The 22,755-nt window shown below is 71.9% G+C and carries 23 protein-coding genes; 6 read left to right on the top strand and 17 right to left on the bottom strand.

What is annotated here, in order from left to right:
- Positions 1 to 109 precede the first annotated feature (109 nt).
- On the top strand, positions 110 to 1,015 hold the full coding sequence (locus tag IEJ02_RS01000; RefSeq protein WP_191062876.1) for an MBL fold metallo-hydrolase: 906 nt from the start codon (positions 110 to 112) through the stop codon (positions 1,013 to 1,015).
- Positions 1,016 to 1,150: 135 nt separating this feature from the next.
- Complete coding sequence (locus IEJ02_RS00995; protein WP_275558024.1) at positions 1,151 to 2,332, top strand: acyltransferase family protein; 1,182 nt, start codon at positions 1,151 to 1,153, stop codon at positions 2,330 to 2,332.
- A 23-nt stretch (positions 2,333 to 2,355) separates the two neighbouring features.
- On the opposite strand, the gene IEJ02_RS00990 is transcribed toward IEJ02_RS00995, so the two are convergent.
- From IEJ02_RS00990 to IEJ02_RS00980, 3 genes are all read right to left on the bottom strand, one after another.
- Entirely contained in the window at positions 2,356 to 3,456 is a 1,101-nt protein-coding gene (locus IEJ02_RS00990) for a winged helix DNA-binding domain-containing protein (protein ID WP_191062874.1), read from the bottom strand.
- On the bottom strand, positions 3,453 to 4,493 hold the full coding sequence (locus tag IEJ02_RS00985; RefSeq protein WP_191062873.1) for an aldo/keto reductase: 1,041 nt from the start codon (positions 4,491 to 4,493) through the stop codon (positions 3,453 to 3,455). The genes IEJ02_RS00990 and IEJ02_RS00985 overlap by 4 nt, the downstream gene beginning before the upstream one ends.
- A 98-nt stretch (positions 4,494 to 4,591) precedes the next feature.
- Complete coding sequence (locus tag IEJ02_RS00980; RefSeq protein ID WP_137980513.1) at positions 4,592 to 5,155, bottom strand: DinB family protein; 564 nt, start codon at positions 5,153 to 5,155, stop codon at positions 4,592 to 4,594.
- 116 nt (positions 5,156 to 5,271) lie between these two features.
- Here IEJ02_RS00980 and IEJ02_RS00975 point away from each other — a divergent pair, with 116 nt between their 5' ends.
- Positions 5,272 to 6,297, top strand: coding sequence for a helix-turn-helix transcriptional regulator (locus IEJ02_RS00975; protein WP_191062872.1), 1,026 nt, complete (start codon positions 5,272 to 5,274; stop codon positions 6,295 to 6,297).
- 27 nt (positions 6,298 to 6,324) lie between these two features.
- Here the strand turns inward: IEJ02_RS00975 and IEJ02_RS00970 are convergent, their stop codons facing one another.
- The 8 genes from IEJ02_RS00970 to IEJ02_RS00935 form a co-directional block, all read right to left on the bottom strand.
- Entirely contained in the window at positions 6,325 to 7,080 is a 756-nt protein-coding gene (locus IEJ02_RS00970; RefSeq protein ID WP_191062871.1) for a FadR/GntR family transcriptional regulator, read from the bottom strand.
- A 175-nt stretch (positions 7,081 to 7,255) separates the two neighbouring features.
- Complete coding sequence (gene denD, locus IEJ02_RS00965) at positions 7,256 to 8,272, bottom strand: D-erythronate dehydrogenase (RefSeq protein ID WP_191062870.1); 1,017 nt, start codon at positions 8,270 to 8,272, stop codon at positions 7,256 to 7,258.
- Positions 8,269 to 9,060, bottom strand: coding sequence for a 2-oxo-tetronate isomerase (gene otnI, locus IEJ02_RS00960; RefSeq protein WP_191062869.1), 792 nt, complete (start codon positions 9,058 to 9,060; stop codon positions 8,269 to 8,271). The genes denD and otnI overlap by 4 nt, the downstream gene beginning before the upstream one ends.
- A 33-nt stretch (positions 9,061 to 9,093) precedes the next feature.
- Positions 9,094 to 10,401 carry an MFS transporter gene (locus IEJ02_RS00955; RefSeq protein WP_191062868.1) on the bottom strand — a complete coding sequence of 436 codons (1,308 nt, stop codon included), beginning with the start codon at positions 10,399 to 10,401 and terminating at the stop codon, positions 9,094 to 9,096.
- Between the two features lie 122 nt (positions 10,402 to 10,523).
- Entirely contained in the window at positions 10,524 to 11,198 is a 675-nt protein-coding gene (locus IEJ02_RS00950; protein ID WP_191062867.1) for a class II aldolase/adducin family protein, read from the bottom strand.
- Positions 11,195 to 12,475 (bottom strand): 3-oxo-tetronate kinase, encoded by a 1,281-nt coding sequence (gene otnK, locus IEJ02_RS00945; RefSeq protein ID WP_191062866.1) that lies wholly within the window; start codon positions 12,473 to 12,475, stop codon positions 11,195 to 11,197. The genes IEJ02_RS00950 and otnK overlap by 4 nt, the downstream gene beginning before the upstream one ends.
- 1 nt (position 12,476) lies before the next feature.
- Positions 12,477 to 13,394, bottom strand: a complete 918-nt coding sequence (ltnD, locus tag IEJ02_RS00940) for an L-threonate dehydrogenase (protein ID WP_191062865.1) — start codon at positions 13,392 to 13,394, stop codon at positions 12,477 to 12,479.
- A gap of 214 nt (positions 13,395 to 13,608) precedes the next feature.
- Positions 13,609 to 14,250, bottom strand: a complete 642-nt coding sequence (locus IEJ02_RS00935) for an MBL fold metallo-hydrolase (RefSeq protein WP_191062864.1) — start codon at positions 14,248 to 14,250, stop codon at positions 13,609 to 13,611.
- 106 nt (positions 14,251 to 14,356) lie between these two features.
- On the opposite strand from IEJ02_RS00935, the gene IEJ02_RS00930 reads away from it, so the two are divergent.
- Together IEJ02_RS00930 and aroA are read left to right on the top strand one after the other, a co-directional pair.
- Complete coding sequence (locus IEJ02_RS00930) at positions 14,357 to 14,785, top strand: MarR family winged helix-turn-helix transcriptional regulator (RefSeq protein ID WP_191062863.1); 429 nt, start codon at positions 14,357 to 14,359, stop codon at positions 14,783 to 14,785.
- 173 nt (positions 14,786 to 14,958) lie between these two features.
- Entirely contained in the window at positions 14,959 to 16,314 is a 1,356-nt protein-coding gene (aroA, locus tag IEJ02_RS00925) for a 3-phosphoshikimate 1-carboxyvinyltransferase (protein ID WP_191062862.1), read from the top strand.
- Here the strand turns inward: aroA and IEJ02_RS00920 are convergent, their stop codons facing one another.
- Positions 16,315 to 17,283, bottom strand: coding sequence for a LysR family transcriptional regulator (locus IEJ02_RS00920; protein WP_191062861.1), 969 nt, complete (start codon positions 17,281 to 17,283; stop codon positions 16,315 to 16,317).
- 303 nt (positions 17,284 to 17,586) lie between these two features.
- Positions 17,587 to 18,492, bottom strand: coding sequence for an endonuclease/exonuclease/phosphatase family protein (locus tag IEJ02_RS00915; RefSeq protein WP_317985697.1), 906 nt, complete (start codon positions 18,490 to 18,492; stop codon positions 17,587 to 17,589).
- A gap of 315 nt (positions 18,493 to 18,807) precedes the next feature.
- Here IEJ02_RS00915 and IEJ02_RS00910 point away from each other — a divergent pair, with 315 nt between their 5' ends.
- Positions 18,808 to 19,758 carry an aminoglycoside phosphotransferase gene (locus IEJ02_RS00910; RefSeq protein ID WP_191062859.1) on the top strand — a complete coding sequence of 317 codons (951 nt, stop codon included), beginning with the start codon at positions 18,808 to 18,810 and terminating at the stop codon, positions 19,756 to 19,758.
- Here the strand turns inward: IEJ02_RS00910 and IEJ02_RS00905 are convergent.
- The 4 genes from IEJ02_RS00905 to IEJ02_RS00890 form a co-directional block, all read right to left on the bottom strand.
- Positions 19,727 to 20,608 carry a fructosamine kinase family protein gene (locus IEJ02_RS00905; RefSeq protein WP_191062858.1) on the bottom strand — a complete coding sequence of 294 codons (882 nt, stop codon included), beginning with the start codon at positions 20,606 to 20,608 and terminating at the stop codon, positions 19,727 to 19,729. The genes IEJ02_RS00910 and IEJ02_RS00905 overlap by 32 nt on opposite strands.
- A complete protein-coding gene (locus IEJ02_RS00900) occupies positions 20,605 to 21,072 on the bottom strand; it encodes a low molecular weight protein-tyrosine-phosphatase (RefSeq protein ID WP_191062857.1) in 468 nt (155 codons plus the stop codon). Before IEJ02_RS00900 ends, IEJ02_RS00905 begins: the two co-directional genes overlap by 4 nt.
- Positions 21,073 to 21,138: 66 nt before the next feature.
- The gene (locus IEJ02_RS00895) at positions 21,139 to 21,480 is read right to left on the bottom strand and encodes a hypothetical protein (RefSeq protein WP_191062856.1); all 342 of its coding nucleotides are present in this window, start codon (positions 21,478 to 21,480) and stop codon (positions 21,139 to 21,141) included.
- A gap of 71 nt (positions 21,481 to 21,551) precedes the next feature.
- A complete protein-coding gene (locus IEJ02_RS00890; RefSeq protein WP_191062855.1) occupies positions 21,552 to 22,739 on the bottom strand; it encodes a GDSL-type esterase/lipase family protein in 1,188 nt (395 codons plus the stop codon).
- Positions 22,740 to 22,755: the final 16 nt, after the last annotated feature.

Raw genomic sequence — 22,755 nt, 5'->3', positions numbered from 1 at the left:
GTCTCCCTCGGCGAGATCTCAACGAGATAAAAGCTAACTGTTTGCGTTAGTCGACTGTAAGGCCTACGGTGGCTTAAGGCAAACAGATTGCGTTTAGAGAGAGTGGACCATGCACACACCCCAGGCCGTCGACATCCCCTTCTGGACCGTGGGCGACGTCGCCGTCCACCGCATCGACGAGGTGCTCCTGCCCCCGCAGACCGGGCCGTGGCTGCTGCCCGACGCCTCCGCGGACGTGGTCTCGCGCCAGGACTGGCTGCGCCCCGACTTCGCCGACCAGGACGGCACCCTGCGCATCGCCAGCCACAGCTTCGCCTTCGAGGTGGGCGGGGCGCGGGTCCTGGTCGACACCGGTATCGGCAACGGCAAGACGCGGGCCAACCCGGCCTGGCACGATCTGCGGACCGACTACCTGGAGCGCCTGGCCGCCGCCGGGTTCCCCCCGGAATCCATCGACCTGGTGATCCTCACCCATCTGCACACCGACCACGTCGGCTGGAACACCCATGAGGTGGACGGCGCATGGGTGCCCACCTTTCCGCACGCGCGCTACCTCACCTCCCGCACCGAGCGGGAGTTCTGGGCGGCCTACGACATGGACGAGCCGCGCACCCAGATGTTCCTCGACTCCGTGATTCCGGTCGAGGACGCGGGACGGCTCGACCTGGTCGACGTCCCCGAAGAGGGCACCGAGGTCATCCCCGGACTGCGGCTGATCCCCACGCCCGGGCACACCCCCGGCCATATCGCCCTCCGGCTCGACAGCCGCGACGAGCGGGCCCTGATCACCGGCGACTGCGTCCACCACCCCGTCCAGCTCGCCCACCCCGCCATCGGCTCGTGCGTGGACATCGCCCCCGAGCAGTCCGAGGCCACCCGCCACGCGCTCTTCGGCGCCCTCGCCGACACGGGCACCCTCCTGCTCGGCACCCACTTCCCGCCGCCCACCGCCGGTCATGTGATCACCCACGGGAACGCCTACCGGCTCTCGCCCGTGCCCCCGGGCGCGCGCTGACGCGCGTCCCTCCGGGAGTGGTGGTGTTCGCCTGGATGTTCCCGTAGGGGCGGTATTGGGGCCGGGGCGGTGCGACGGGCAGGCTCGTGGGTGCTGTGCCTGTTGCGTATCGGGAAGGGGTCTCCTTTGGCCGGTGTGTTGCCGCGTGGCGATCGGCTGCCGTCGTTGACGGGGCTTCGCTTTCTGCTGGCCGCTGTGGTGTTGGCGGGCCATGTGCTGACGCTGGGCAGATTCTTCGAGGACCAGGGGGTCTATGAGGCCGCCGACGCCTCGTCCATGGCGAGCGCGGCGGCGGTCTCCTCGTTCTTCCTGCTCAGTGGCTTCGTACTGGCGTGGAACGCCTCTCCGGCCGACACCGCCGTCCGGTTCTGGCGCCGCCGGCTGGTGAAGATCTTCCCCAACCATGTGGTGACCTGGACGCTGATGCTGGGCCTGCTGATGGCGACGGGCACCGCCGCGCTGCTTCCGGTGCCGGACCCGGGGCCCGGGGAGGCGGTCCGGAATCTGCTGCTGGTGCACGCCTGGGTGCCGGACATGGCCGATTTCAGCAGCGTCAATCCGGTGACCTGGTCCATCTCCTGCGAGGCGTTCTTCTACCTCCTCTTCCCCCTGCTGATCCGGCCGGTGCGCGCGCTCCCGGCGCGGCTGCTCCGGCCGGTGATCGCCCTGGTGGCGGCGCTGGTGGTGACGATGCCGCTGGTGGCGATGGCCGTCACCGACGAGGCGGCTCCCGGGAGTTGGTCGCCGCTGTCGACGGAGCGCTGGTGGCTGATCTACTTCTTCCCGCCGGTGCGGCTGCTGGAGTTCGTCCTCGGACTGGTGCTCGCCCGGGCGGTCCAGCTCGACCGCTGGCCCACGCTGCGTCCGCGCTGGCCGCTGCTCGCCCTGGCGGGGGTCTTCGCGGCGCGGACGGAGCTGCCGGAGGAGTACCTGTGGGGGGCCGCGACCTGTCTGCCGATGGCCGCCCTCATCCCGGCCCTCGCCACCCGCGATATCGAGGGGCGGGGGAGCCGGCTGGGGCGCCGTGGCCCGGTGCTGCTGGGCGAGGCGTCGTTCGCGCTGTACATGGTCCACTTCCCGCTGCTGTACGAGATCAGGGTGCTGCTGGACCGGCGGACGTTCGACACGGTGACCGCCGCGCTGTTGTCCCTGGCGGTGTCGGCGTTCTGTGTGGCGGTGTCGCTGCTGCTGTGGCGCGGTGTCGAGGTGCCGATGATGCGCCACTTCGCCCGCCCCCGCGGCCGTTCCGTATCGGCCGCGAGCCCCGCGCCCGGCGACCGGACCGCACCCCTGCGCCAGCAGGACCCCGCTCCTTGACGCGGGCGGCCCGTGCGCACCGCTCAGTCCGGCGACGTGGCGACGCGTACGCGGTGGCTTTCGCCGTCGGAGAGGAACGACGCCAGCTTCCGGCCCTCCTCTCCGACGGCGTTACGGTCGGCCGAGGAGAGGCGGCCCAGCGGGGTGACGACCACGGTGGCGGCGTCCACCCTCCAGGTCGCGGCGACGCGGCCGTCCACCAGCACCACGCGCTCCCCGGCGACCGACAGGCCGCGGTGGGCGTCGTCGATGATCCGGCCGCGGTCGTGGTAGCCGAGGATCGCGTTGTCGAACGCCGGCAGGAACCGCACCGGCGCGGGCGTGTCGGGGTCGGGGCGCGGCGCGTCGGGGAGGTCGAACAGCTCCCGGCCGCGTTCGTCGCGGAAGGTGACCAGTTCCTCCCGTAGCGCGGCCACCGCGGCCGGGAGCCCGGCGAGGCCGCACCAGGCGCGCAGATCGGCCGAGGCAGCGGGGCCGAAGGCGGCCAGATAGCGGCGTACCAGGGCCTGCCCGACCGGGTCGGCGCCGTCGGGCGCGGGCGCGTCCACCTGCCGGCCCAGCCAGGAGGAGAGCATGACGTTACGCACCCCTCCCCGGGAGCGCCACAGCCCGCGCGGCGGCGTCTGCGCCACCGGCACGAGGGCGGCGATCAGCATCTCGCCCAGTGCCCGCGGCGCCGGGGCGGGCCAGCGGTCGGCCAGCGCCCGCACCAGCTCGGCCATCGAGCGCGGCTCGCCGTCGGCCATCACCGCCCGGCCCGCGGCGGCGAGCTCGTCGAGGTCCACCCCCTCCAGCTCGCGACGGTAGGTTCCGAGCACCCGCTGGCGCAGCATGGCGTCATGCCGCGCTCGCCAGGCCACGATGTCCTCGGCGGTGACGAGGTGGACGGTGCGGCGCATGAGATGGGTCCGCACCACGCTCCGCCCGGTCAGCAGGCCCGAGAGGGCCGCCGGGTCGAACGCGCGCAGCCGCGACCAGAGTCCGGTGAACGGCTCCTGTGGTTCCTGCGCCTGCATGCCGCACAGATGCGCGACGGCGTCGCGGACCGGCATATCGGCCCGATCGAGCAGCAACTGCCGGGCGAGCGTCGCCCGGCCCAGCGCCCGGTGGTCGAGAACGGTCATCGTGCCACCGCGGCGCGCTCGTCGGCCGACCGCCGCCGCAGCGCCGGGTGCTGGACGGACGGCGGGGTGTAGGACACATCGATCGGGCCGATGTCGGTTCCGGGCGCCACGGTCCGATCGATCCGGTCGAGGACCTCGTCATCGAGGGTGACCGCGGCCCCGGCCAGGAGATCCTCCAGATGTTCCATGGTGCGTGGCCCGATGATGGCCGAGGTGACGCCGGGGTGGGTGATGGCGAAGGCCATCGCCAGGTGGGTCAGCGACAGACCGGCCTCCTCGGCCAGCGGGATGAGCTGCTCCACGGCGTCGAGTTTGCGCTCGTCGGTCAGATGCCGGGGCACCCACTTCATCCGCTCGTTCCGCACCGTGGGCCCGCCCTTGCGGTAGCGGCCGGTGAGCAGGCCCGCCGCCAGCGGACTCCACACCAGAACGCCCATGCCGTAAGCCCGGCAGACCGGCAGGACCTCCCGCTCGATGCCGCGGTTGAGGATGGAGTACGGAGGCTGCTCGGTGCGGAAGCGGTGCAGTCCGCGCCGGTCGGCGACCCACTGCGCCTCGACGATCTCCGAGGCCGGGAGGTTGGAGGACCCGATGGCGCGCACCTTGCCGCTGCGCACCAGATCGGTGAGGGCGGAGAGCGTCTCCTCGACATCGGTGTGCGGGTCGGGGTGGTGCACCTGATAGAGGTCGATGTGATCGGTCCCAAGGCGCCGCAGCGACTGCTCGACCTCGGCGATGATCCAGCGCCGGGAGCTGCCGCCACGGTTGGGGTCCTCACCCATCGTGCCGTTGACCTTGGTGGCCAGCACGATGTCGGCACGCCGCCCCTTCAGCGCCTTGCCCACGATGTCCTCGGACTCCCCGTGGGGTCCGTACACATCGGCGGTGTCGATGAAGTTGATCCCCGAGTCCAGCGCCCGGTGGATGATCCGGACACAGTCGTCGTGATCGGGGTTGCCCGCCCGGCCGAACATCATCGTGCCCAGGCAGTAGGGGCTGACCCGGATACCGGTCCGCCCCAGCTCACGCGTCTTCACGGTCGCGCCGTTCCCTTCGGTTCCTTGGCTCTTGGGTTCCGGAACCGTGCCGGTGACAGCCGTCACCGGCACGGTTCCGAGGAGATCCGGTAAGGCGGTCAGCCGGCCTTCTGCCCGTCGAGCGACTCGCGGATGATGTCCGCGTGCCCGGCGTGCTGGGCGGTCTCGGCGATGACGTGCATCAGCACCCGGCGCACGCTGTGCGCCGCGCCCGGCTCGTTCCAGGGCGCCTCCGGCAGCGGATGCGTCGCCGACAGATCGGGGACGGCGGTGATGATCTCCTCGCTCCGGGCGGCGACCTCCTCATAGCGCCGGAGGATCCCGGCCAGCGTCTCACCGGGCAGCATCTGGAAGTTGTTCTGGTTGTCGATCGCCCACTGCGGGATCTCCCGTGCGGTACCGGCCGCGAGGTCGGCCCAGGTGACACCGTCGGGCAGGTCGTAACGCAGCGCCGAAGGGCCTTCGAGGACGAAGCGCAGCCAGCCTTCCTCGATGGCCGCGACATGCTTGATCAGCCCGCCCAGGCACAGCGTGCTGGCCGTCGGGCGTTCGCCTGCCTGCTCGTCGGTGAGCCCGCGCACCGTGTTGGTGAGGGCGGATCGCGCGGCGGCGAGCTCGGCGAGCAGATCGGCCCGCTCGCTGTCGAGCTCGGAGGAGGGCATGGGGGTGGCGGTCACGGTGATCGGGTCCTTCTGGTCGTACTGGTTGGTCTGACGGAGACAACAGTCGCAGGGGAAGCGGACAGGTTGTGGCCGCTATTTCGAGCAGAATGGGAGTCATGCCGAAGACCTCAGCGCGACTGCTCTCACTGCTCTCGCTGCTCCAGGCGCGCCGGGACTGGCCGGGGCAGCTGCTGGCCGAGCGGCTGGAGGTCAGCCCGCGCACCGTGCGCCGCGATGTCGACCGCCTGCGCGAGCTCGGCTATCCCATCCTGGCCGCCAAGGGCCCCGACGGGGGCTATCGGCTCGGCGCCGGTTCGGACCTGCCGCCACTGCTGTTCGACGACGACCAGGCCGTGGCCCTCGCCGTGGCGCTGCAGACCGCCACCGTCACCGGGGCGGGGATCGAGGAAGCGGCGGCGCGTGCGCTGAGCACCGTCCGGCAGGTGATGCCCGCACGGCTGCGCCATCGCATCGACGCCCTCCGGGTCACCGCCGTCGACGGCGCGGGGGCCCGGCCGAATCCGCGGGTCGGCCCGCAGGTGCTCATGGCCCTCAGCGCGGCCGTCCGCGCCCGCGAGGTGCTGCGCTTCGACTACGCTCCCGTGTCCGCACCGGATGCCTCCGACGCCGACCCCGCCGCCACCGCGCCGCGGCGGGCGGAGCCACACCACCTCGTCACCCGGGGCGGGCGCTGGTATCTCGTCGCCTGGGACCTCGACCGCGACGACTGGCGCACCTTCCGCGTCGACCGGATCACCCCGCGCACCCCCATGGGGCCACGCTTCACCCCGCGCGATGTGCCCGGAGGGGACGTGGCCGCCTTCGTCGCGAGCAGGTTCCAGGGCTCCGACGGCTCGGGCGGCTGGCCGTGCCGAGGCGAGGTCATCCTCGCCCTGCCCGCCACCGTCGTGTCCACCTACACCCGGGACGGAGTCGTCGAGGAACTCGGCCCGGACCGTTGCCGACTGGTCCTGGGCGCGTGGTCATGGCCCGGACTGGCCGCCACCATCGGCAGGTTCGACGCCGACATCGAGGTCGTCGGGCCGCCCGAGCTGAGGGAAGCCTTCGCGCACCTGGCCCGCCGCTTCGCCGACGCCGCGGCCGCGGCACCCGGTGGGTCCGGGACGCCACCTCCGAGTTGATGAGTGGCGCGTGCCGCACACCGTGCCTCAGGGCGCGGCGTCGAGATCCACCTCGAGGTTCTCGGTCTCGGTCCAGAACCCCTCGTCCGCGTCCTGCAACCGGGACGCCGCGTGCCTCAGGTGGACCAGCGCGGCGTCGCGTGCCGCCTCGGCGTCGCGGGCCTCGATGGCGGCCAGGATGGCGTGGTGCTCCTGCCGGACCGCTTCGAGGAAGTCGCCGCGGCGCGCTTCGTTCGCACGCGTGACGCGGATTCCGCCGCGCAGCACCTCGCCGAGGTACCGCACCGTGGAGAGCATCACCGCGTTCCCGGTCGCTTCGGCGATGGAGCGGTGGAAGGCGAGATCCTCGTCCACGCCGTCGCCACCGGCCGCCACCGCCGTGTCGATGGCCTCCAGGGACTGACGCATCCGGGCGAGGTCGGCCGCGGTGGCCCGGGTGGCCGCGAGGTACGCCGCCTCGCCCTCGATGGGGCGGCGCACCTCCACGATCTGCCGCACCTTGGACTTGGTGTCCTCGGCGGTCTCGGCCTCCAGGTCCAGCGGCCGGGTACGGCGCGGCATCACGAACACGCCGAGCCCTTGACGGGGTTCGACCAGGCCCGCGTTGCGCAGCCGGGACACGGCCTCGCGTACGACGGTCCGGCTGACGCCCAGCTGCTTGACCAGCTCCACCTCGGTCGGGAGCTTGTCGCCCTCGGCCAGCCGTCCGGACTCGATCTCTTCCGAGAGTATCGCCGCGACCCGATCCGCGAGCCGCACGGGACCGCTCACCTTGGAGAACATGGTCTTCAGTTTATCGGCACCGTCCCGGCCGCTACGGGTGTCCGGCGGACCATGCGGCTCCGCCCCGTGGCAGGGGCTTCGCCCCTGGTCCCCGGGGTCTGGGGCGGAGCCCCAGTTGTGGGAAGGGGCGGGGAGGGGACAGCCCGCCGCAGGCGTCAACATCCGCCGGACACCCCTAAGAGCGCGCACCGTCCACGACCGCGTCGGCGTGGTCTTCGGTGTAGGCGCGCACCACCGAGGCGAAATCCGGGTCGGGGGCCAGCCCGAGCGCGGCGGCGCGCGCGTTGTCGAACACGGCGGGCCATGAGCCGACGATGGCCTCGACGTCGGGGTCGGGCGCGATCGTCACCAGGTCGGCGACGGCGTCGCCGACCACCTGCCGCAGCGTGCTCAGCATGTCGGCGACCGAGACCGTGAGCGCCGGAAGGTTGACCGGCACCCCGCCGTCGATCCGGCCCGGCCCGGCGCCGCGCTCGGCCTCCGCGACGCGGAGGATGCCCTCGACGGTGCGCCGTGGCGAGGCCAGGGCCACCTTCAGCTCGGGGTGGACCGGGCAGATGGCGGGGAGACCCGCGAGCGGCTCGCGGATGATGCCGGACAGGAAGCCGGAGGCGGCCGCGTTCGGCTTGCCCGGCCGTACCGACACGGTCATCAGGCGGGCGACGCGCCCGTCCAGGAAACCGCGTCGGGTGTAGTCCGCGATCAGCTGCTCGCAGACGAGCTTCTGGATCCCGTAGCTCGACCGAGGTGTCGGCAGGGTCGACTCGCTGACGACCGGCGGCAGCGGCAGCGCGGGATCGGAACCGTACACGGCGACGCTGCTGGAGAACACCACCCGCGGCACCGGCCCGCCGGCGGCCGACTGGGCCCGCGCGGCCTCCAGCACCGCGCGGGTGGTGTCCACATTGGCGCTCATACCGAGGTCGAAGTCGGCCTCGCACTCGGCCGAGACCGCGGAGGCGAGGTGGATGAGCACATCCACCGGCTCCGCGAACACCTTGTCCAGCCGGTCGGCCAGATCGCCCTGGACGATGTCCACGAGGGGGTCGTCCGCCGCCGAACCGGGCGGCACCACGCGGTCGGCGAGCACCAGCCGGTCGATCGGCGCACCGCGGAACGTCCGTGACGTGAGCAGTGCGGCGGCCACCCGCCGGCCCAGGAAGCCGAAGCCACCCGTGATGACGATCCTCATGCGTTGTCTCCTCGGTAGTCGTGTCGCCAGCCGAGCCCCTCGCTCGTTCCGGCGCGGGGGATGTACTCACAGCCGATCCACCCGTCGAATCCCAGGTCGTCGATGACGCCGAACAGATGGCGGATGTCGAGCTCGCCCCGGTCGGGCTCATGGCGATCGGGTACGCCCGCGATCTGCAGATGGCCGACCCGGCCGGTCGGCAGGTCACGGCGCAGGGTCGTGGTGAGGTCGCCCTCGACGATCTGGCAGTGGTAGAGGTCGAGCTGCACCTTGAGGTTCGGGGCTGCCACCTCGCGTACCACGGTGTGCGCTTCGGCCTGCCGGTTCAGGAAGTAGCCCGGCATGTCGCGGCCATTGATCGGCTCGATCAGTATGTCGACGCCCGCCGCGGCGGCCCGTTCCGCGGCCCAGGCGAGATTGGCGAGATAGGTGTCGCGGTGCTTGGCCGAATCGCCTGCCCCCACCAGCCCGGCCATCACATGTACGCGCGGGCAGCCGAGCTCCGCCGCGTACTCCAGGGCCCGGCCGATCCCGGAGCGCACCTCCGCCTCGCGTCCGGGCAGCGCCGCGATCCCGCGCTCCCCGGACTCCCAGGCACCGGGAGGCGCGTTGAAGAGCACCTGCCTCAGACCGTGGTCGTCGAGCCTGCGGCGCAGTTCGGAGGCGTCGTACGGGTAGGGGAAGAGGTACTCGACGGCCTCGAAGCCGTCCGCCGCCGCCGCGGCGAAGCGGTCGAGGAAGTCGTGTTCGGTGTACATCATGGACAGGTTCGCGGCGAACCTCGGCATGCTGGCTCCTGCGTTCGGGCCGGGACGTCCCGGTCAGCGGTTGACGACCTGCTTCTTGGTGGTGAGCACCGCGACGGCGCCCACGACCAGGGTGAAGGCCAGGACGTACATCGGGATCGACGCCGAGCCGGTGGCGTCCTTGAGCGCGCCGATCATGTAGGGGCTGACGAAACCGGCGAGGTTGCCCACCGAGTTGATGATGGCAAGGCCGGCCGCGGCCGCGGTGCCGCCCAGGAACGCGGTGGGGAGCGACCAGAACAGCGGAGCGCAGGTCAGCACCCCGGCCGCGGCGACGGACAGCGCGGTCAGGGACAGCGCGGTCGACCCGTTCCAGACGGCGGACAGCGAGAACCCGACGGCGCCCATCAGGCTCGGGATGACCAGGTGCCAGCGGCGCTCGCGGCGCTTGTCCGCCGAGCGGCCGAACAGGTTCATCGCGACGAGCGCGGCCAGGAACGGCACGGCGCTGAGCACGCCGATCGCGAGGTTGCCGTCGATGCCGGTGGACTCGACGAACGTGGGCATCCAGAAGGTCAGGGCGTACTGGCCCATCACGAAGCAGAAGTAGATGAGGCACATCAGCCACACCCTGGGCTCACCGAAGGCGTCCCGGACCCGGCCGTGCACCGTCCGGTGCGCGCTGTCGTCGGCGACCGCCCGCTCGACGACGGCCTTCTCCTCGTCGGTCAGCCACTTCGCGTCCCGCACGCCGTCGTCCAGGTAGAAGAGCGTGAGGACACCGACGAGGAGCGCGGGGACCGCCTCCAGCAGGAACATCCACTGCCAGCCCTGCCAGCCGTTCACCCCCTGGAAACTGTCCATGATCCAGCCGGAGAGCGGGTTGCCGAAGATGCCCGCCACCGGGATGGCCGACATGAACATCGCGATCACCCGGGCGCGGCGGTGCGAGGGGAACCAGTAGGTGCAGTAGAGGATCACTCCGGGGTAGAACCCCGCCTCGGCGGCACCGAGCAGAAACCTCAGGACATAGAACGTCGCCTCGTTGGTGACGAACATGAACGCCGCCGAGACCAGGCCCCAGCTGATCATGATGCGGGCGATCCAGGTGCGGGCTCCGACGCGTTGCAGCATCAGGTTCGAGGGCACCTCCAGGAGGAAGTACCCGATGAAGAACAGGCCCGCCCCCAGGCCGTACGCCGCCTCGCTGAACCCGAGGTCGTCGGACATCTGGAGCTTCGCGAAGCCGACGTTGACCCGGTCCAGGTAGGAGGCCACGTAAGCCAGGATGAGGAAGGGGACGATGCGGCGTACGACCTTGCGGTAGACGGCGTTCTCGCGGGCGAGCGCGGGCGCCTCGGCCGCCACTGCGGGCATGGGCATGACGGAATCCTTCTGCGGCTCAGGGATTCTGCGACGGGGACGGGGAGGGGAGAGAACTACGGGGACGGGGAGGGGAGGGAACTACGGGGAGGGGGAGGGAACGGGGACGGGGCAGCGGAAGATCACCAAGCGGCGCCGAACGTGGACCTCAGTTCGTCGATCGCGTCGGTGGTGAGAGGCCCCGGTCGACGGTCGGTCAGGAGCCACAGACGTGCCGTCTCCTCGAGTTCTTCGAGGACGGCGAGGGCGGCGGCCGCGTTCGGGCCCCAGACCACGGGGCCGAGCCGGTCGAGCAGGACGGCCCTGATCGGCGTGTGGCTCGCCAGGTGGTCGGCGATCCGGGCGGTCACCAGGTCGGCCACGCGCGGGTCGCCGGGCCGGTGGTAGGGGATGAGCGGAACGTGCCCCACCTTCATCACGAAGTACGGCGTGATGGGCGGGAGTACGTCGTCCTGGCTCCACACCCCGGCCAGGGTGAGCGCGACCAGGTGGGTGGAGTGGGTGTGGATGATGAACCGGGCCGTGGGGTCGGCCGCGTAGATGCGCCGATGGAGCGTCAGGGTCTTGCTCGCGCGGTCGCCCGCGCGCTGCTCACCCTGGGCGTCGACCAGCGCGAGGCGGTCGCGCTCGAGGAAGCCCAGGGCGGCGTCGGTGGGTGTGATCAGATGGCCGTCGCCGATCCGGGCGCTGATGTTCCCGGCGCTGGCGTGCACATAGCCCCGGTCGAACAGGCTGGTGCCCACCCGGACGATCTCGTCGCGTGCCTCGTCCACGGCGGTGTCGAGGAGCTCGGTCATGAGACCTCCCGGTCGAGCAGGGTGAAGGAGTCGGTGAAGAACGCGGGGCCACCGAAGTTGCCGGACTTCAGCGTGATGTGGAGCGTGTCCCCGCCGGGCAGCGCCGCCGCGCACCAGGGCACACCGGGGTCGATCTGCGGTCCGATGCGCAGTCCGGTGATGCCGAGCGCCCGGACGACCGCTCCCGAGGTCTCGCCGCCCGCGACGACGAGTTGGCGCACACCGCGCTCCACCAGGCCCTCGGCCACGCGGGCCAGGGTCCGCTCCACCAGCTCGCCGGCCTCGGCGGCGCCGAGCCGGGTCTGGACGGTGCGGACCGCCGCGGGCGCCTCGGTGGAGTAGAAGAGGACGGGTCCGTCGGCCAGACGCGCCTCGGCGAAGGCGAGCGCCTGGCCGGACACGTCCTCACCGGCCGCGACCCGCAGCGGATCCACGCTGAACGCGGGCCGGCCGGTGCGCAGGAACTCCTGGACCTGCTGGTTGGTGGCGGTGGAGACCGACCCGGAGATGACCGCCTGGTGGCCACCGGGCGGGGGCAGCTGCGCGGCGGCGTGGGACGGTGTGAACCCCCAGTTCGCGGGCAGCCCGATGGCCAGGCCCGAACCGGCGGTCACCAGCGGCATTCCCTGGACGGCCGCCCCGAGGCGCACCAGGTCGTCGTTGGAGACGGCGTCGACGATGGCGATTCCGGCACCCTGCTCGCGCAGTTCGTCGATCCGCGCCCGGACCGCCGTGGCATCGCGGCCGACCACCGTGTGGTCGATCAGGCCGACCGCTCGTGTGGTCTGCGCGCCGAGGACCGAGACCAGATTGGGGTCGGTCATCGGGGTGAGCGGGTGATGGCGCATACCGCTCTCGCTGAGCAGCACATCGCCGACGAAGAGATGGCCCTTGAAGACCGTGCGCCCGTTGTCGGGGAACGCGGGCGTGGCGATGGTGAAGTCGGTGCCGAGCGCGTCCATCAGGGCCTCGGTGACCGGCCCGATATTGCCGGCGGGCGTCGAGTCGAAGGTGGAGCAGTACTTGAAGTAGATCTGCTCGGCACCCGCGGACCGCAGCCAGGCGAGGGCCCGCAGCGACGCGTCGACGGCGTCGGCGGCCGGAGCGGTCCGCGACTTGAGCGCGATGACCACGGCGTCCGCGTCCACCGGCCGCTCGGCGCCGGGCGGCGGTACGTCGATCAGCTGGACCACGCGCATGCCCGCCCGCACCAGGTTGTTGGCCAGGTCCGTGGCGCCGGTGAAGTCGTCGGCGATACAGCCGAGTCGGATGCCCATGTCAGGCCTCCACCGGCTGGGGCAGGTCGATCCCGGGGAAGATCTTGATGACCGCGCTGTCGTCCTCGGAGCCCAGGCCGGACGCCGACGCCTGGAGGAACATCTGGTGAGCGGTGGCGGCCAGGGGGAGCGGGAACCTCTCCGGCCTCGCCGAATCGAGGACCAGCCCCAGGTCCTTGACGAAGATGTCGACCGCGGAGAGCGGGGTGTAATCACCGGCGAGCACATGCGCCATCCGGTTCTCGAACATCCAGGAGTTGCCCGCGCTGTGCGTGATGACCTCGTACAGCGCCTCGGCGGGAACGCCTGCCTTCAGCCCCAGGGCCATCGCCTCGGCCGCCGCGGCGATGTGCACCCCCGCGAGCAGCTGGTTCACGATCTTGACCTTCGAGCCGAGGCCGGGCTGCTCGCCCAGGCGGTAGACCGTGCTGCTCATGGCCTCGAGCACCGGGTCGGCGACCGCGTACGCCGCGGCGGGGCCCGACGTCATCATGGTCAGCTCACCGGCCGCCGCACGCGCGGCGCCACCGGAGATGGGGGCGTCCAGATAGAGCGCGCCCCGCTCGGCCAGGCGTCCCCCGAGCTCCGCCGACCACCCCGGGTCGACCGTGGAGCACATCACGAAGACGGCCCCCGGGCGGAGCCGGTCGGCGGCCCCGCCGGCGCCGAACAGCACCGACTCCACCTGCGCCGCGTTGACCACGACACCGACCACGATGTCCACCGCGGCCGCCAGGTCGCCGGGGGAGGCGTACGCGGTCCCGCCGTCGCGGGCGAAGTCCTCGGCCACCTCCGGTCGCAGATCGTGGACCCCGACGTCGTAGCCCGCCGTGCGCAGGCTGCGCGCCATGCCGAGTCCCATGGCCCCGAGCCCCACCACGCCCACGCGCGGCCGCGCCGGCCTGTCCTGGTCGCTCATGCCCCTCCTCGTCCTTGGCTTGTGCGTATGGGGGAGCGCCGCCGCCCTTGATGTGGTGTCCGGGTCGCGATCGGCCCCGGCTGCCTGCGGCGATCGGGTCATATGATGACCTGAAGACAAGGCTCCCGCATACTGTGACGTCCATCACATGGGGTGGAGCGGGGTGGGCGTGGAGTCGGGTGGGGCGCGGCAAGGCCGGGCGTGGTGTGTGAACTCAGCCGATGTCGACGGAGGTGCCCGCGGCCAGCTCGTGGTAACGGGCGCCCGTGCCGGGGCCGTTGGCGCCCAGGAACCCGCCGACCATCGCGTTGCCGACATCGTTGAGGGCGCCGTCGTGGATGGCGTAGGCGTCCCGTGGGGCCACCTCCCGCACGTAGTCGATCAGCTGTCCGGTGGTGGACCAGGGGCCGTGCACGGGCAGCAGCAGGGTGTCGACGGTGGCATCCGGGACGGTGAGCGCGTCCCCGGGGTGGAAGAGGGTGTCGTCGATGAGGAAGCCGACGTTGCCGACCGGCGGGATGTCGGGGTGGATGGGTGCGTGCCACGTGCCGTAGACCCTCACCTCGAAACCGGCCGCGGTGAAGGCCTCGCCCTCGCCGACGGTGGTGACCCGGGTACCGAGGCCGGCCAGCTGCTTGGCGACGGAGGTGTTGGTCCAGATGCGCAGGGCCGGGTTGTTCTCCGCGGCCTTGCGGAGTGCCTCCTCGGAGAAGTGGTCGAAGTGCTCGTGGGTCACCAGGATCGCGTCCGCGCCGTCCAGCGCGTGCGGTTCGGTGAGGCCGCCCGGGTCCACGACCAGGCGGTGGCCGTCCTTGTCGATACGGACGCAGGCATGGCCGAACTTGGTGAGCTGCATCGTGGGTCTCCTTGATCCATGGCTGAAACTGCGCAACCTAGGTGTGTAAATAGACTGTACAACATGGTTGTACAGCCTGCCTTCATGATCTGGGTAGGGTGGGGCCATGGAAGAAGACGACGCACTGGCTGAAGACCTGCGGCAGGCGGTCGGCGAACTCGTCCGCGCCGTACGGGCCGCCGACACCATGCCCTCCGGAGGGGCCGCCATCCTCGGCCACCTCGACCGCGGTGGCCCGCAGACCACGGCCGACCTCGCGCATCGGCGCGGAGTGACCCACCAGTCGGCCGCCAAATCCGTCAAGGAACTGCTCGGCGACGGCCTGGTGCGCACCGAGCCCCACCCCAGCGACGGCCGCAAGCTCCTGCTGCACATCACCGAAGCCGGCCGCGCCCGCCTCCAGCGGGAGCGCGCCCAGCGCGCCGGCTGGCTGGGCACCGCCATCCGCGACACGCTCAGCCCCGACGAACGGCGGCAACTGCGGGACTGCGTACCCCTGCTGACCCGTCTGACCGCCCGCATCACCGAAAGGTGAGCGCGGAGGCGATGTGTCTGGTTCGGTATCTTCTGGGGGCAATGGCTTATATCCCGGGGGGAGATGCCTGGCATAAGCAGTTCGGGATTTCCGAGCGCGCTGTGCGGTGGCTAGCGTGAACCTCGACGCCGCCAAGGGTGGATTCGAGTGAATGGGTGGATCGGGGGAGTGGGATGCGACTGCTCGTGAAGCGGTCATCGGATCAGGTCAAAGGGCAGATCGCCGTTCCCACCTCGAAATACCACGCGCATCGCGCCTTGATACTGGCGTCGCTCGCCCCCGGGACCAGCCGCATCGTAGGGCTGTCGAACGCGCAACACGTCCGGCACACCATCACCGCGCTGCGCGGCCTCGGTACGCGGATCGAGAGGGACGGGGACGACTTCCTCGTGCACGGGGGTCCGTACCGACCGCTGCGATCGCAGGTCTCGGTGGGCGGTTCGGGTACGGCGCTGTATTTCCTCACCGGGCTCGCCTCTCTCGCGAGTGCGCCGGTGACCATCGTGGGGCAGAAGTCATTCCACCGGCGTCTGATAGGCCCACTGCTACAGGCCCTGTCCGATCTCGGTGTTGACCTCGATTCGCCCACGGGCGGCCCGCCGATTTCCGTGCGGCCGCGCCGCCCGAAAGGGGGCCACGCGCGTATCGAGGGCATTCTTTCGCAGTGGATTTCCGGATTGCTCATGGTGGCGCCGTTCGCGACCGGGCCGAGCACCATCACCGTGGAGGGCGAGTTCAACGAACGCTCCTATGTGGATCTGACGGTCCGGACGATGCGGCGGTTCGGGCTGCGGGTCGAGGTCTCCGAGAACGGGCGGCGGTTCGACATCGAGCCGGGCCAATGCCCGACCCCGGCAACCGTGGTGCTGCCCCCCGATGTCGGCGCGGCGGCCTTCGGCCTGGCCGTGACGGCGCTGCACCCGGCCGATGTGCTGTTCCGGGGGCTGCCCGCGCTCCCCGTGGACCAGGTGGACCACCCCGAGGCGGATCTGCTGAACATCGTGGCCGGGATGGGGCTGCCGATGACGGCCGACCCGGCGACCGGCATGGTGCGGGTCCGCCACGACGGGATCAGGCTGCGCCCCGCCCGGGCCGACTGCCGGGCGGTGCCCGACATGCTGCCCGCGCTGGCCGTGCTCGGGGCGCTGGCGGACGGCACCACCGTGCTCGACAACGTGGCCCACGTCAGGCTCAAGGAGTCGGACCGGGTGGCGGCGATGCTGCAGCTCACCAGGATGGGCGCCCGGATCGAACAGCGCGGGCAGCGACTGCTCTGCCACGGTGTCGAGCGGCTGACCGGGGCCGAACTGTCCTCGTTCAACGACCACCGGGTGCTGATGTCGCTGGCCGTCGCGGGCACGGCGGCCGACGGTGAGACCCGGCTCACCTACCCGAACGCCTACCGCGGCTCCTATCCACGCTTCCTCGAGGAGATGAACGGCGTCGGCCTGAGCATGTCGGTGGAAGGGGACCGGACGCCGGATCGGGACCGCACCCGGACCCCCGCTCTCGCCGCGCCCTCGAACTGATCAGCCGTCGGGCCGCGAGCCCCGCGAAGGACCGGTGTCGCCGGGCGGCCGGTCCGGAAGGTCGGTGGCGCACAGGCGCAGGACCCGCTCGCGCAGCCATCGGTGGGCGGGATCGATGGTGTTCCTGGGGTGCCAGTACATCGACTCGACGAGCCGTGGCAGCGGCACATCGAGCGCCACGGTCCGAAGACCGATGCGCGGGCCGAGCTGGTCGAACAGGCGCCGCTGTATCACCGCGACCATGCGGGTGCCGGGGAGCAGGCAGGCCGCGTTGGTGAAGTTGTCGGTGGCGGCGACGGCCCGCAGGGGCAGGCCGAGTTGAGCGAGCACGGTGTCGGCGATCGTGGGCTGCGGCCCCCCGATCTGGACGTACGGCAGGGCGCAGAGCTGATCGGAGGTCAGGACGTCACCGACTTCGGGGTGGTCCTGGTCCACCACGGCCACGAACTCATCGGTGAACAACGTGGAGCTGGAGAACGTCTCCAGCTCCTTGTCCTGGATCATGGGCGGCCAGATGACCAGATCGCACTGGCCTCTGCGGAGCTGGTCGACCATGCCGTGACTCAGCGGGGCGACCTTGATCTGCACATGGGGGTAGGCGGTGTCGATCTCCCGCAGCAGCGGCCGCAGCAGAACGATGGCCACGTAGTCGCTGGCGGTCACGGTGAACACCCGGCGGTCGGTGGTCGGGTCGAAGGCCGCGTTGGCGCCCACCACCTCCCTGATCGCCTCCAGCATCTCGGTGACCGGCTGGACCAGCGACTCCGCGAAGGGAGTCAGCACCATGCGGCGACCGTCCCTGACCAGCAGCGGCTCATTGAAGTGGCGGCGGAGCTTGGCGAGCGAGGTGCTCATCGAGGGCTGGGTGACCTCCACCCGCTCCGCCGCCTTGGTCACACTCCGTTCCATCAGCAGGGCGTGCAGCGGGACCAGGAGGTCCATGTTGAAGTTGCTGAGGGACGGTGGCATCGCTCTGGGTCCTCGTCATGATCGGGCCGGAATGGGCGGCCGAGGCGAGTCCTGTGTGCGCAGGAATCCGGTTCGCGGCGCGTGACGACGGAACCGTACTACGGATGGAACCCCGGCGCAGACGCGCGTGCACAGGCGCCCGCAGGGAGTTGACGGCCAGTCAGGAGCTCAGGACGACAGGACCAGCTTGGCCTTGTGCCCGCTGACCGACCGCACACCGATGCTCAGGTCCGCGGGTCCCGGGACCGCTCCCGAGGAGACCCCCCGGCGCGGTGGCGGGGGCGTGGTCGGACCGGGCTCCGGTTACCCCCACGCGATCCTGGCGGCGACCGGCAGGTGGTCGCTGCCGGTGGCGGGCAGGGTGCGGATGTCGGCGACGGCTGCCGAGCGGGCCATGACCTGGTCGATCCGGGCCAGCGGGAAGCCCGAGGGGAAGCTGAAGGCGAAGCCCCGCTCCGCCACGTTCAGCCGCGAGGTCAGCGGGGCCAGCCCACGGTCGTCGACGGTGCCGTTGAGATCGCCCAGCAGGACCACCCGATCGCGCCTCTCGGCGGCGATGGCCTCGCCCAGCAGACCGGCGCTCTCGTCACGCCAGGAGGACGCGAGGCCACTCGCCCGGATGCGCACCGACGGCAGGTGTGCGACATACGCCGCGATCTCGCCGTGCGGTGTGCGGACTGCGGTCCGCAGTCCGCGATTCCACCCCTCCGCGATCCCTTGGGGTTTGATGTCCAGCGGCCGGGCATCGGTGAGCGGATGCTTCGACCAGAGCCCGACGGTGCCCCGCACGGCGTGGTAGGGGTAGTCCGGGGCGAGGGTCTTCTCGTAGACCGGCAGCGCGCTGGGCACCAGCTCCTCCAGCGCGATGAGATCGGGCCCGGCGTCGGCCAGGGCGCGGGCCGTACCCGCCGGATCGGCGTTCTCATCGCTGACGTTGTGCTGCACCACCAGCAGGTCACGCGGGCCGGGTTCCGCCCCGGGCAGGAACAGCCCGCCGAAGAGATACGTCCACGCCGCCACCGGCAGCAGGAGCGCCACCAGCGCGAGGGCCGAACGGCGCAGCAGCGCCAGGCCGAGCAGCACCACGACCACCACGCCGAGCCACGGCAGGAACGCCTCCAGCAAACTGCCCACATGACCCACGGAGTTGGGCACCGCCCGGTGGAACGCCAGCAACCCGGCCGTCAGCACCGCCAGTACGGCGAGCACCCGCCCCCGCGCCCAGGGCGACCGGCCCCGCGCGTCCCCCGTCGCGTCACCCCACCGGGCCCACCGCGCCACCCAGCGCCCGGCCCGCCGGGGCACCCCCGCCCGCACCGGCGCCGTCGTACCGCTGTCCACCCGCGTCGTACCGCTGTCCACCCGCTCCACCATGGCTTCCCATCCGTGTGGCTCCGCCCCAAGACTGATTCCGCCCCCCAAGACGGGCCACCAGGCGCATCGGTTTCTGTTCGCGGGGGTGGCGGCACAGGTCACCGGAGATTCCGGTGACGGTGGCCCGCCCGCTCCCTAGGATCGGATCTCGTGCTCTCCCGTCCCTCCTTCATCAGTGACGAAGCGATCGCGCACGCCGTCGCCGCGCATTGGCTGCCGGGCGTCGCCGAAATCGCGTATCTGCCCTGGGGTTTCGGCGCACACCACTGGCGGGTGGCCGGTGGCGGCACGACCCTGTTCGTGACGCTGGATCAGCTCGAGCCGCGGCACACCGCGGCGACGCTGGAGGCCGCCTACGCGGGGGCGGCGGCGCTGGCCGCCGCCGGTGTGGACGTGGTGTGCGCGCCGCTGCCCGCCCGGTCCTCCGGCCGGTTCACCGTCGGCGTCGAGGCGGGCGCGCTCAGCGTGACGCCGTGGCTGGACGGGCGCAGCCCCACCGAGGAGGAGGCGAACCGGCCCCGGCACGTCCGCGAGGTCGAAGCCGCACTGGCCACGCTGCACCGCGCCACACCGCCACCCGGTCTGCGGCACTGGACGGCCCAGGTCGGCCCCGAGTTCGCGGGCGAGCTACGGGCCCGGACCGCGCGGCCCTGGACGTCCGGGCCGCTGGCGGAGGAGGCGCGGGCCGCGATCGCCGCACACGATGCCGCGATCACCCGCTGGACGGACCGCTACCTCGAACTCGCGGACCTCGCCCACTCCCGCCGGGACCAATGGGTGACCACCCACGGCGAGCCGCACAACGACAACCAGGTCGTGGGCGCGTGCGGGCTGAAGCTCGTCGACTGGGAGTCGCTGGCCCTCGCGCCCCGCGAGCGGGACTACGCCGATCTGCTCGCGGCCGGCGCGGGCGACCGGCTGCGCCCCGACCCGGCGATGGCCGAGCTGTTCGCCCTCGACTGGCGCCTCTCCGAGATCGCCGAGTACGCGCGCTGGTTCGCCGCCCCGCACACCGGCACGGACGACGACCACACCGCCCTGGAAGGGCTGTACGAGGAATTGCGGCAGGTCACCGCGCCAGGGCCGCCCGGGCCACCGTGACCGCCTGCCCGGCGTAGCCGCGGCCGAACAGCACGGTGTGCACCAGCAGCGGGAAGAGCTGGTGCAGTCCGACGCGGTCGGCCCAGCCCCCGGCGAGCGGCGCCACCTCCTGGTAGCCGTCCAGCACCTGGTCGAGATGTGGGCAGCCGAACAGGTGGAGCATCGCCAGATCGGTCTCCCGGTGGCCACCGTGCGCGGCCGGGTCGATCAGCCACGCCTGCCCGTCGGTGCCCCACAGGACGTTCCCGTTCCACAGGTCGCCGTGCAGCCGGGCGGGTGGCTCGGCGGGCCCGGCCAGCTCGGGCAGCCGCTCACATGCGCGTTCGATCACCTCGGCCTCGCCGTGGCGCACCGTGCCGTCGTCGACGGCGCGCCGCAGATAGGGCAGCACCCGGTGTTCGGCGTACCAGCGCGGCCAGTCGGTGCCCGTGACATTGCGCATCGGGGCCATGCCGATGTACGCGTCCGTGGGGCCGCCGGGCGGCGGGGCGCCGAACGCGGGCGCGCCGACGGCGTGCAGGGCGGCCAGGTCGCGGCCGAACCGGACCGCCGCCCGGGCGCTCGGCCGGCCGACCGGCACCTGGTCGGTGACCAGCCAGTGGCGGTCGTGGCCGTGCACCGCCGGGACGCGGACCGTACCGGCGTCGGCCAGCCAGCGCAGCCCCGCCGCCTCGGCCTCCACCGCGCCCGGATCGTCACCCCGTTTGACCATCACCGTCTGCCCGCCGTCGAGGCTGACCTCGGTGAGCTGGGCGGACAGCGGCCGCCGGCAGGTCGCCGGACGGCCGGTGAGGCGGGCCGCCGCGGCACCGGGGTCCTCGCCCGTCCCGGCCTCGGCACGGGCGCTCATGAACCGAGGCGCTCGCGCACCCAGGCCAGCAGGCCGGGCACCGAGGCTTCGATCATGGCCAGCACCTCGTCGAACCCCTCGGGGCCGCCGTAGTACGGATCGGGAACGTCCAGGTCACCGCCGGTGGCGTCCGGGTCGAAGGACCGCACCATCCTGACCCGGGACGGATCGTCGACCAGCCGGCGCAGCGCCTTCTCGTGGCCGCGGTCCATCGCCAGGAACAGCTCGGCGTCCCGGTGCTCGGCACCGATCTGGGCCGCGACATGCTCGACCGGATAGCCGTGCCGCGCCAGCAGCTCGCCGGCCCGTTCGTCGATGGGCTCACCGGCGTGCCAGGGGCCGATACCGGCGCTGCTGACCCGTACCGCGCCGTCGAGTCCCGCCCGGCGCAGATGCTCGGCGAAGACCAGCGCGGCGGACGGCGACCGGCAGATGTTCCCGCTGCAGACAAAGCAGATGTGCACGGCCACCAGGGTAGGGCCTGGCTCCGCGGTGGCGCAGGGGGCGGGCCGCCCCGGGAGAACCCCGGCTCACCCCGCCCACAACTTGTCCACCAGCGGTGTCCGGAGCCACCCCACGCCTCCGGTGCTCTCGTCGGGCCGCAGCTCCAGCATGTGGCCACCGGGCCGGTCCGAGGCCCGCGCGATCGCGCTCACCAACTGCTCGGCGAGGTCGGGGCCCTCGGTGTCGCCCATGTCGTCGACCGGCGCGCCGGCCCGTACGTCCTGACGGACCTCTTCACCGCTGTGGAGGGTCAGGATCAGGTACTGGGGTGTCTTCCTGTCCCATCTGACCTGCTCGATGGTGTCGGCGCGCACCATGCGGCCGCCGAACGTCGCGCTGTTGACCCGCACCCACACATCGGGCGTCATCGCGGCCCTCCCTCGCACCGGCGCCGAGGCTCCTTCTCGTTCCTTCCCGTTGTACCGGACCGAGCCCGGCGTCAGGCGCCGTGGTCCGCGAACGGACCATCGGCGGCGAAGGCCAGCGTGGCGAAGCGCTCCCCGATACGGCGGTGGGTGGCCGCGTCCGGGTGGAGCTCGTCGGGCAGCGGCAGCTCGGCGGCGTCGGCCTCGCCGTAGAGGTCGCGTCCGTCGAGGTAGTGGAGGTGGGGGTCGTCGGCCGCCCGCTGCTTGACGATCCGGGACAGCTCATCCCGGATGACGCCCAGCGTCAGCTTCCCGGCGGCGCGCTCGGCGGGGTCGCCGGTGGCCAGGAACCGCAGCTTTCCGGCGCTGAGCGCGCCGAAGTCGAAGGACGCGGGGCCGGGGGTGTCCTCGTGGATGGGGCACAGGATGGGGGAGACGACCAGCAGGGGCGTGGTGGGATGCCCCTCGCGGATCGTGTCGAGGAAGCCGTGCACCGCCGGGGTGAAGGCGCGCAGCCGCATCAGGTCGGCGTTGACCAGATTGATGCCGATCTTGACGCTGATCAGGTCGGCGGGGGTGTCGCGCATCGTGCGTGCGGTGAACGGGTCGAGCAGGGCGCTGCCGCCCAGGCCCAGATTGATCAGTTCCACGCCGCCGAGGGAGGCGGCGAGCGCGGGCCAGACGGCGGTGGGGCTCGCGGCGTCGGAGCCATGGCTGATCGAACTGCCGTGGTGCAGCCACACCCTGCGGCCCCGGTCCGGTACGGGCTCGACGGGGGCGTCGGTGCGCAGGGCGACGAGTTCGGTGGTCTCGTTGTGCGGCAGCCAGATCTCGACGTCCTTGACGCCGTCGGGCAGATCGGCGAAGCGGAGGGTGCCGGCCGGGCCGGGGTGGCTCTCGGCGGCACCGGTCGCCAGGTCGATGGCCAGGGTGTTGCCGCCGGTCACCGTGGACTGGGCGGTCAGACGGCCGTCGATCAGCAGGTCGTAGACGCCGTCCGGGCGGGGCGGGGCGCCCGCGTAGACCCGCTTGGTGGGCAACGTGTCCAGTTCGACGGCGGTGGCCCGGGTCCGGAAGGCCAGCCGTACGCCGGACGGCTGGGCCTCCGCCATGGCGAGCTGCCCATCGGTGTACTGGGCGCGGGCCCAGGCGGGCAGCCGGTGCGGCAGCAGCCCGTGGGCGGTGCGCTCCAGGTCGAGGGCGCCCCGCAGGATGTCGGCGGTGATGGGCGTGGTGATCCAGCCGTGCTCGGTGGTGTGCATCGTTCCAGCCTGTTGA

It is taken from the genome of Streptomyces sp. 5-10, from assembly GCF_014712245.1.
Classification (GTDB): Bacteria; Actinomycetota; Actinomycetes; order Streptomycetales; family Streptomycetaceae; genus Streptomyces; species Streptomyces violaceusniger.
This window is presented reverse-complemented; position numbering and strand designations above follow the sequence as displayed.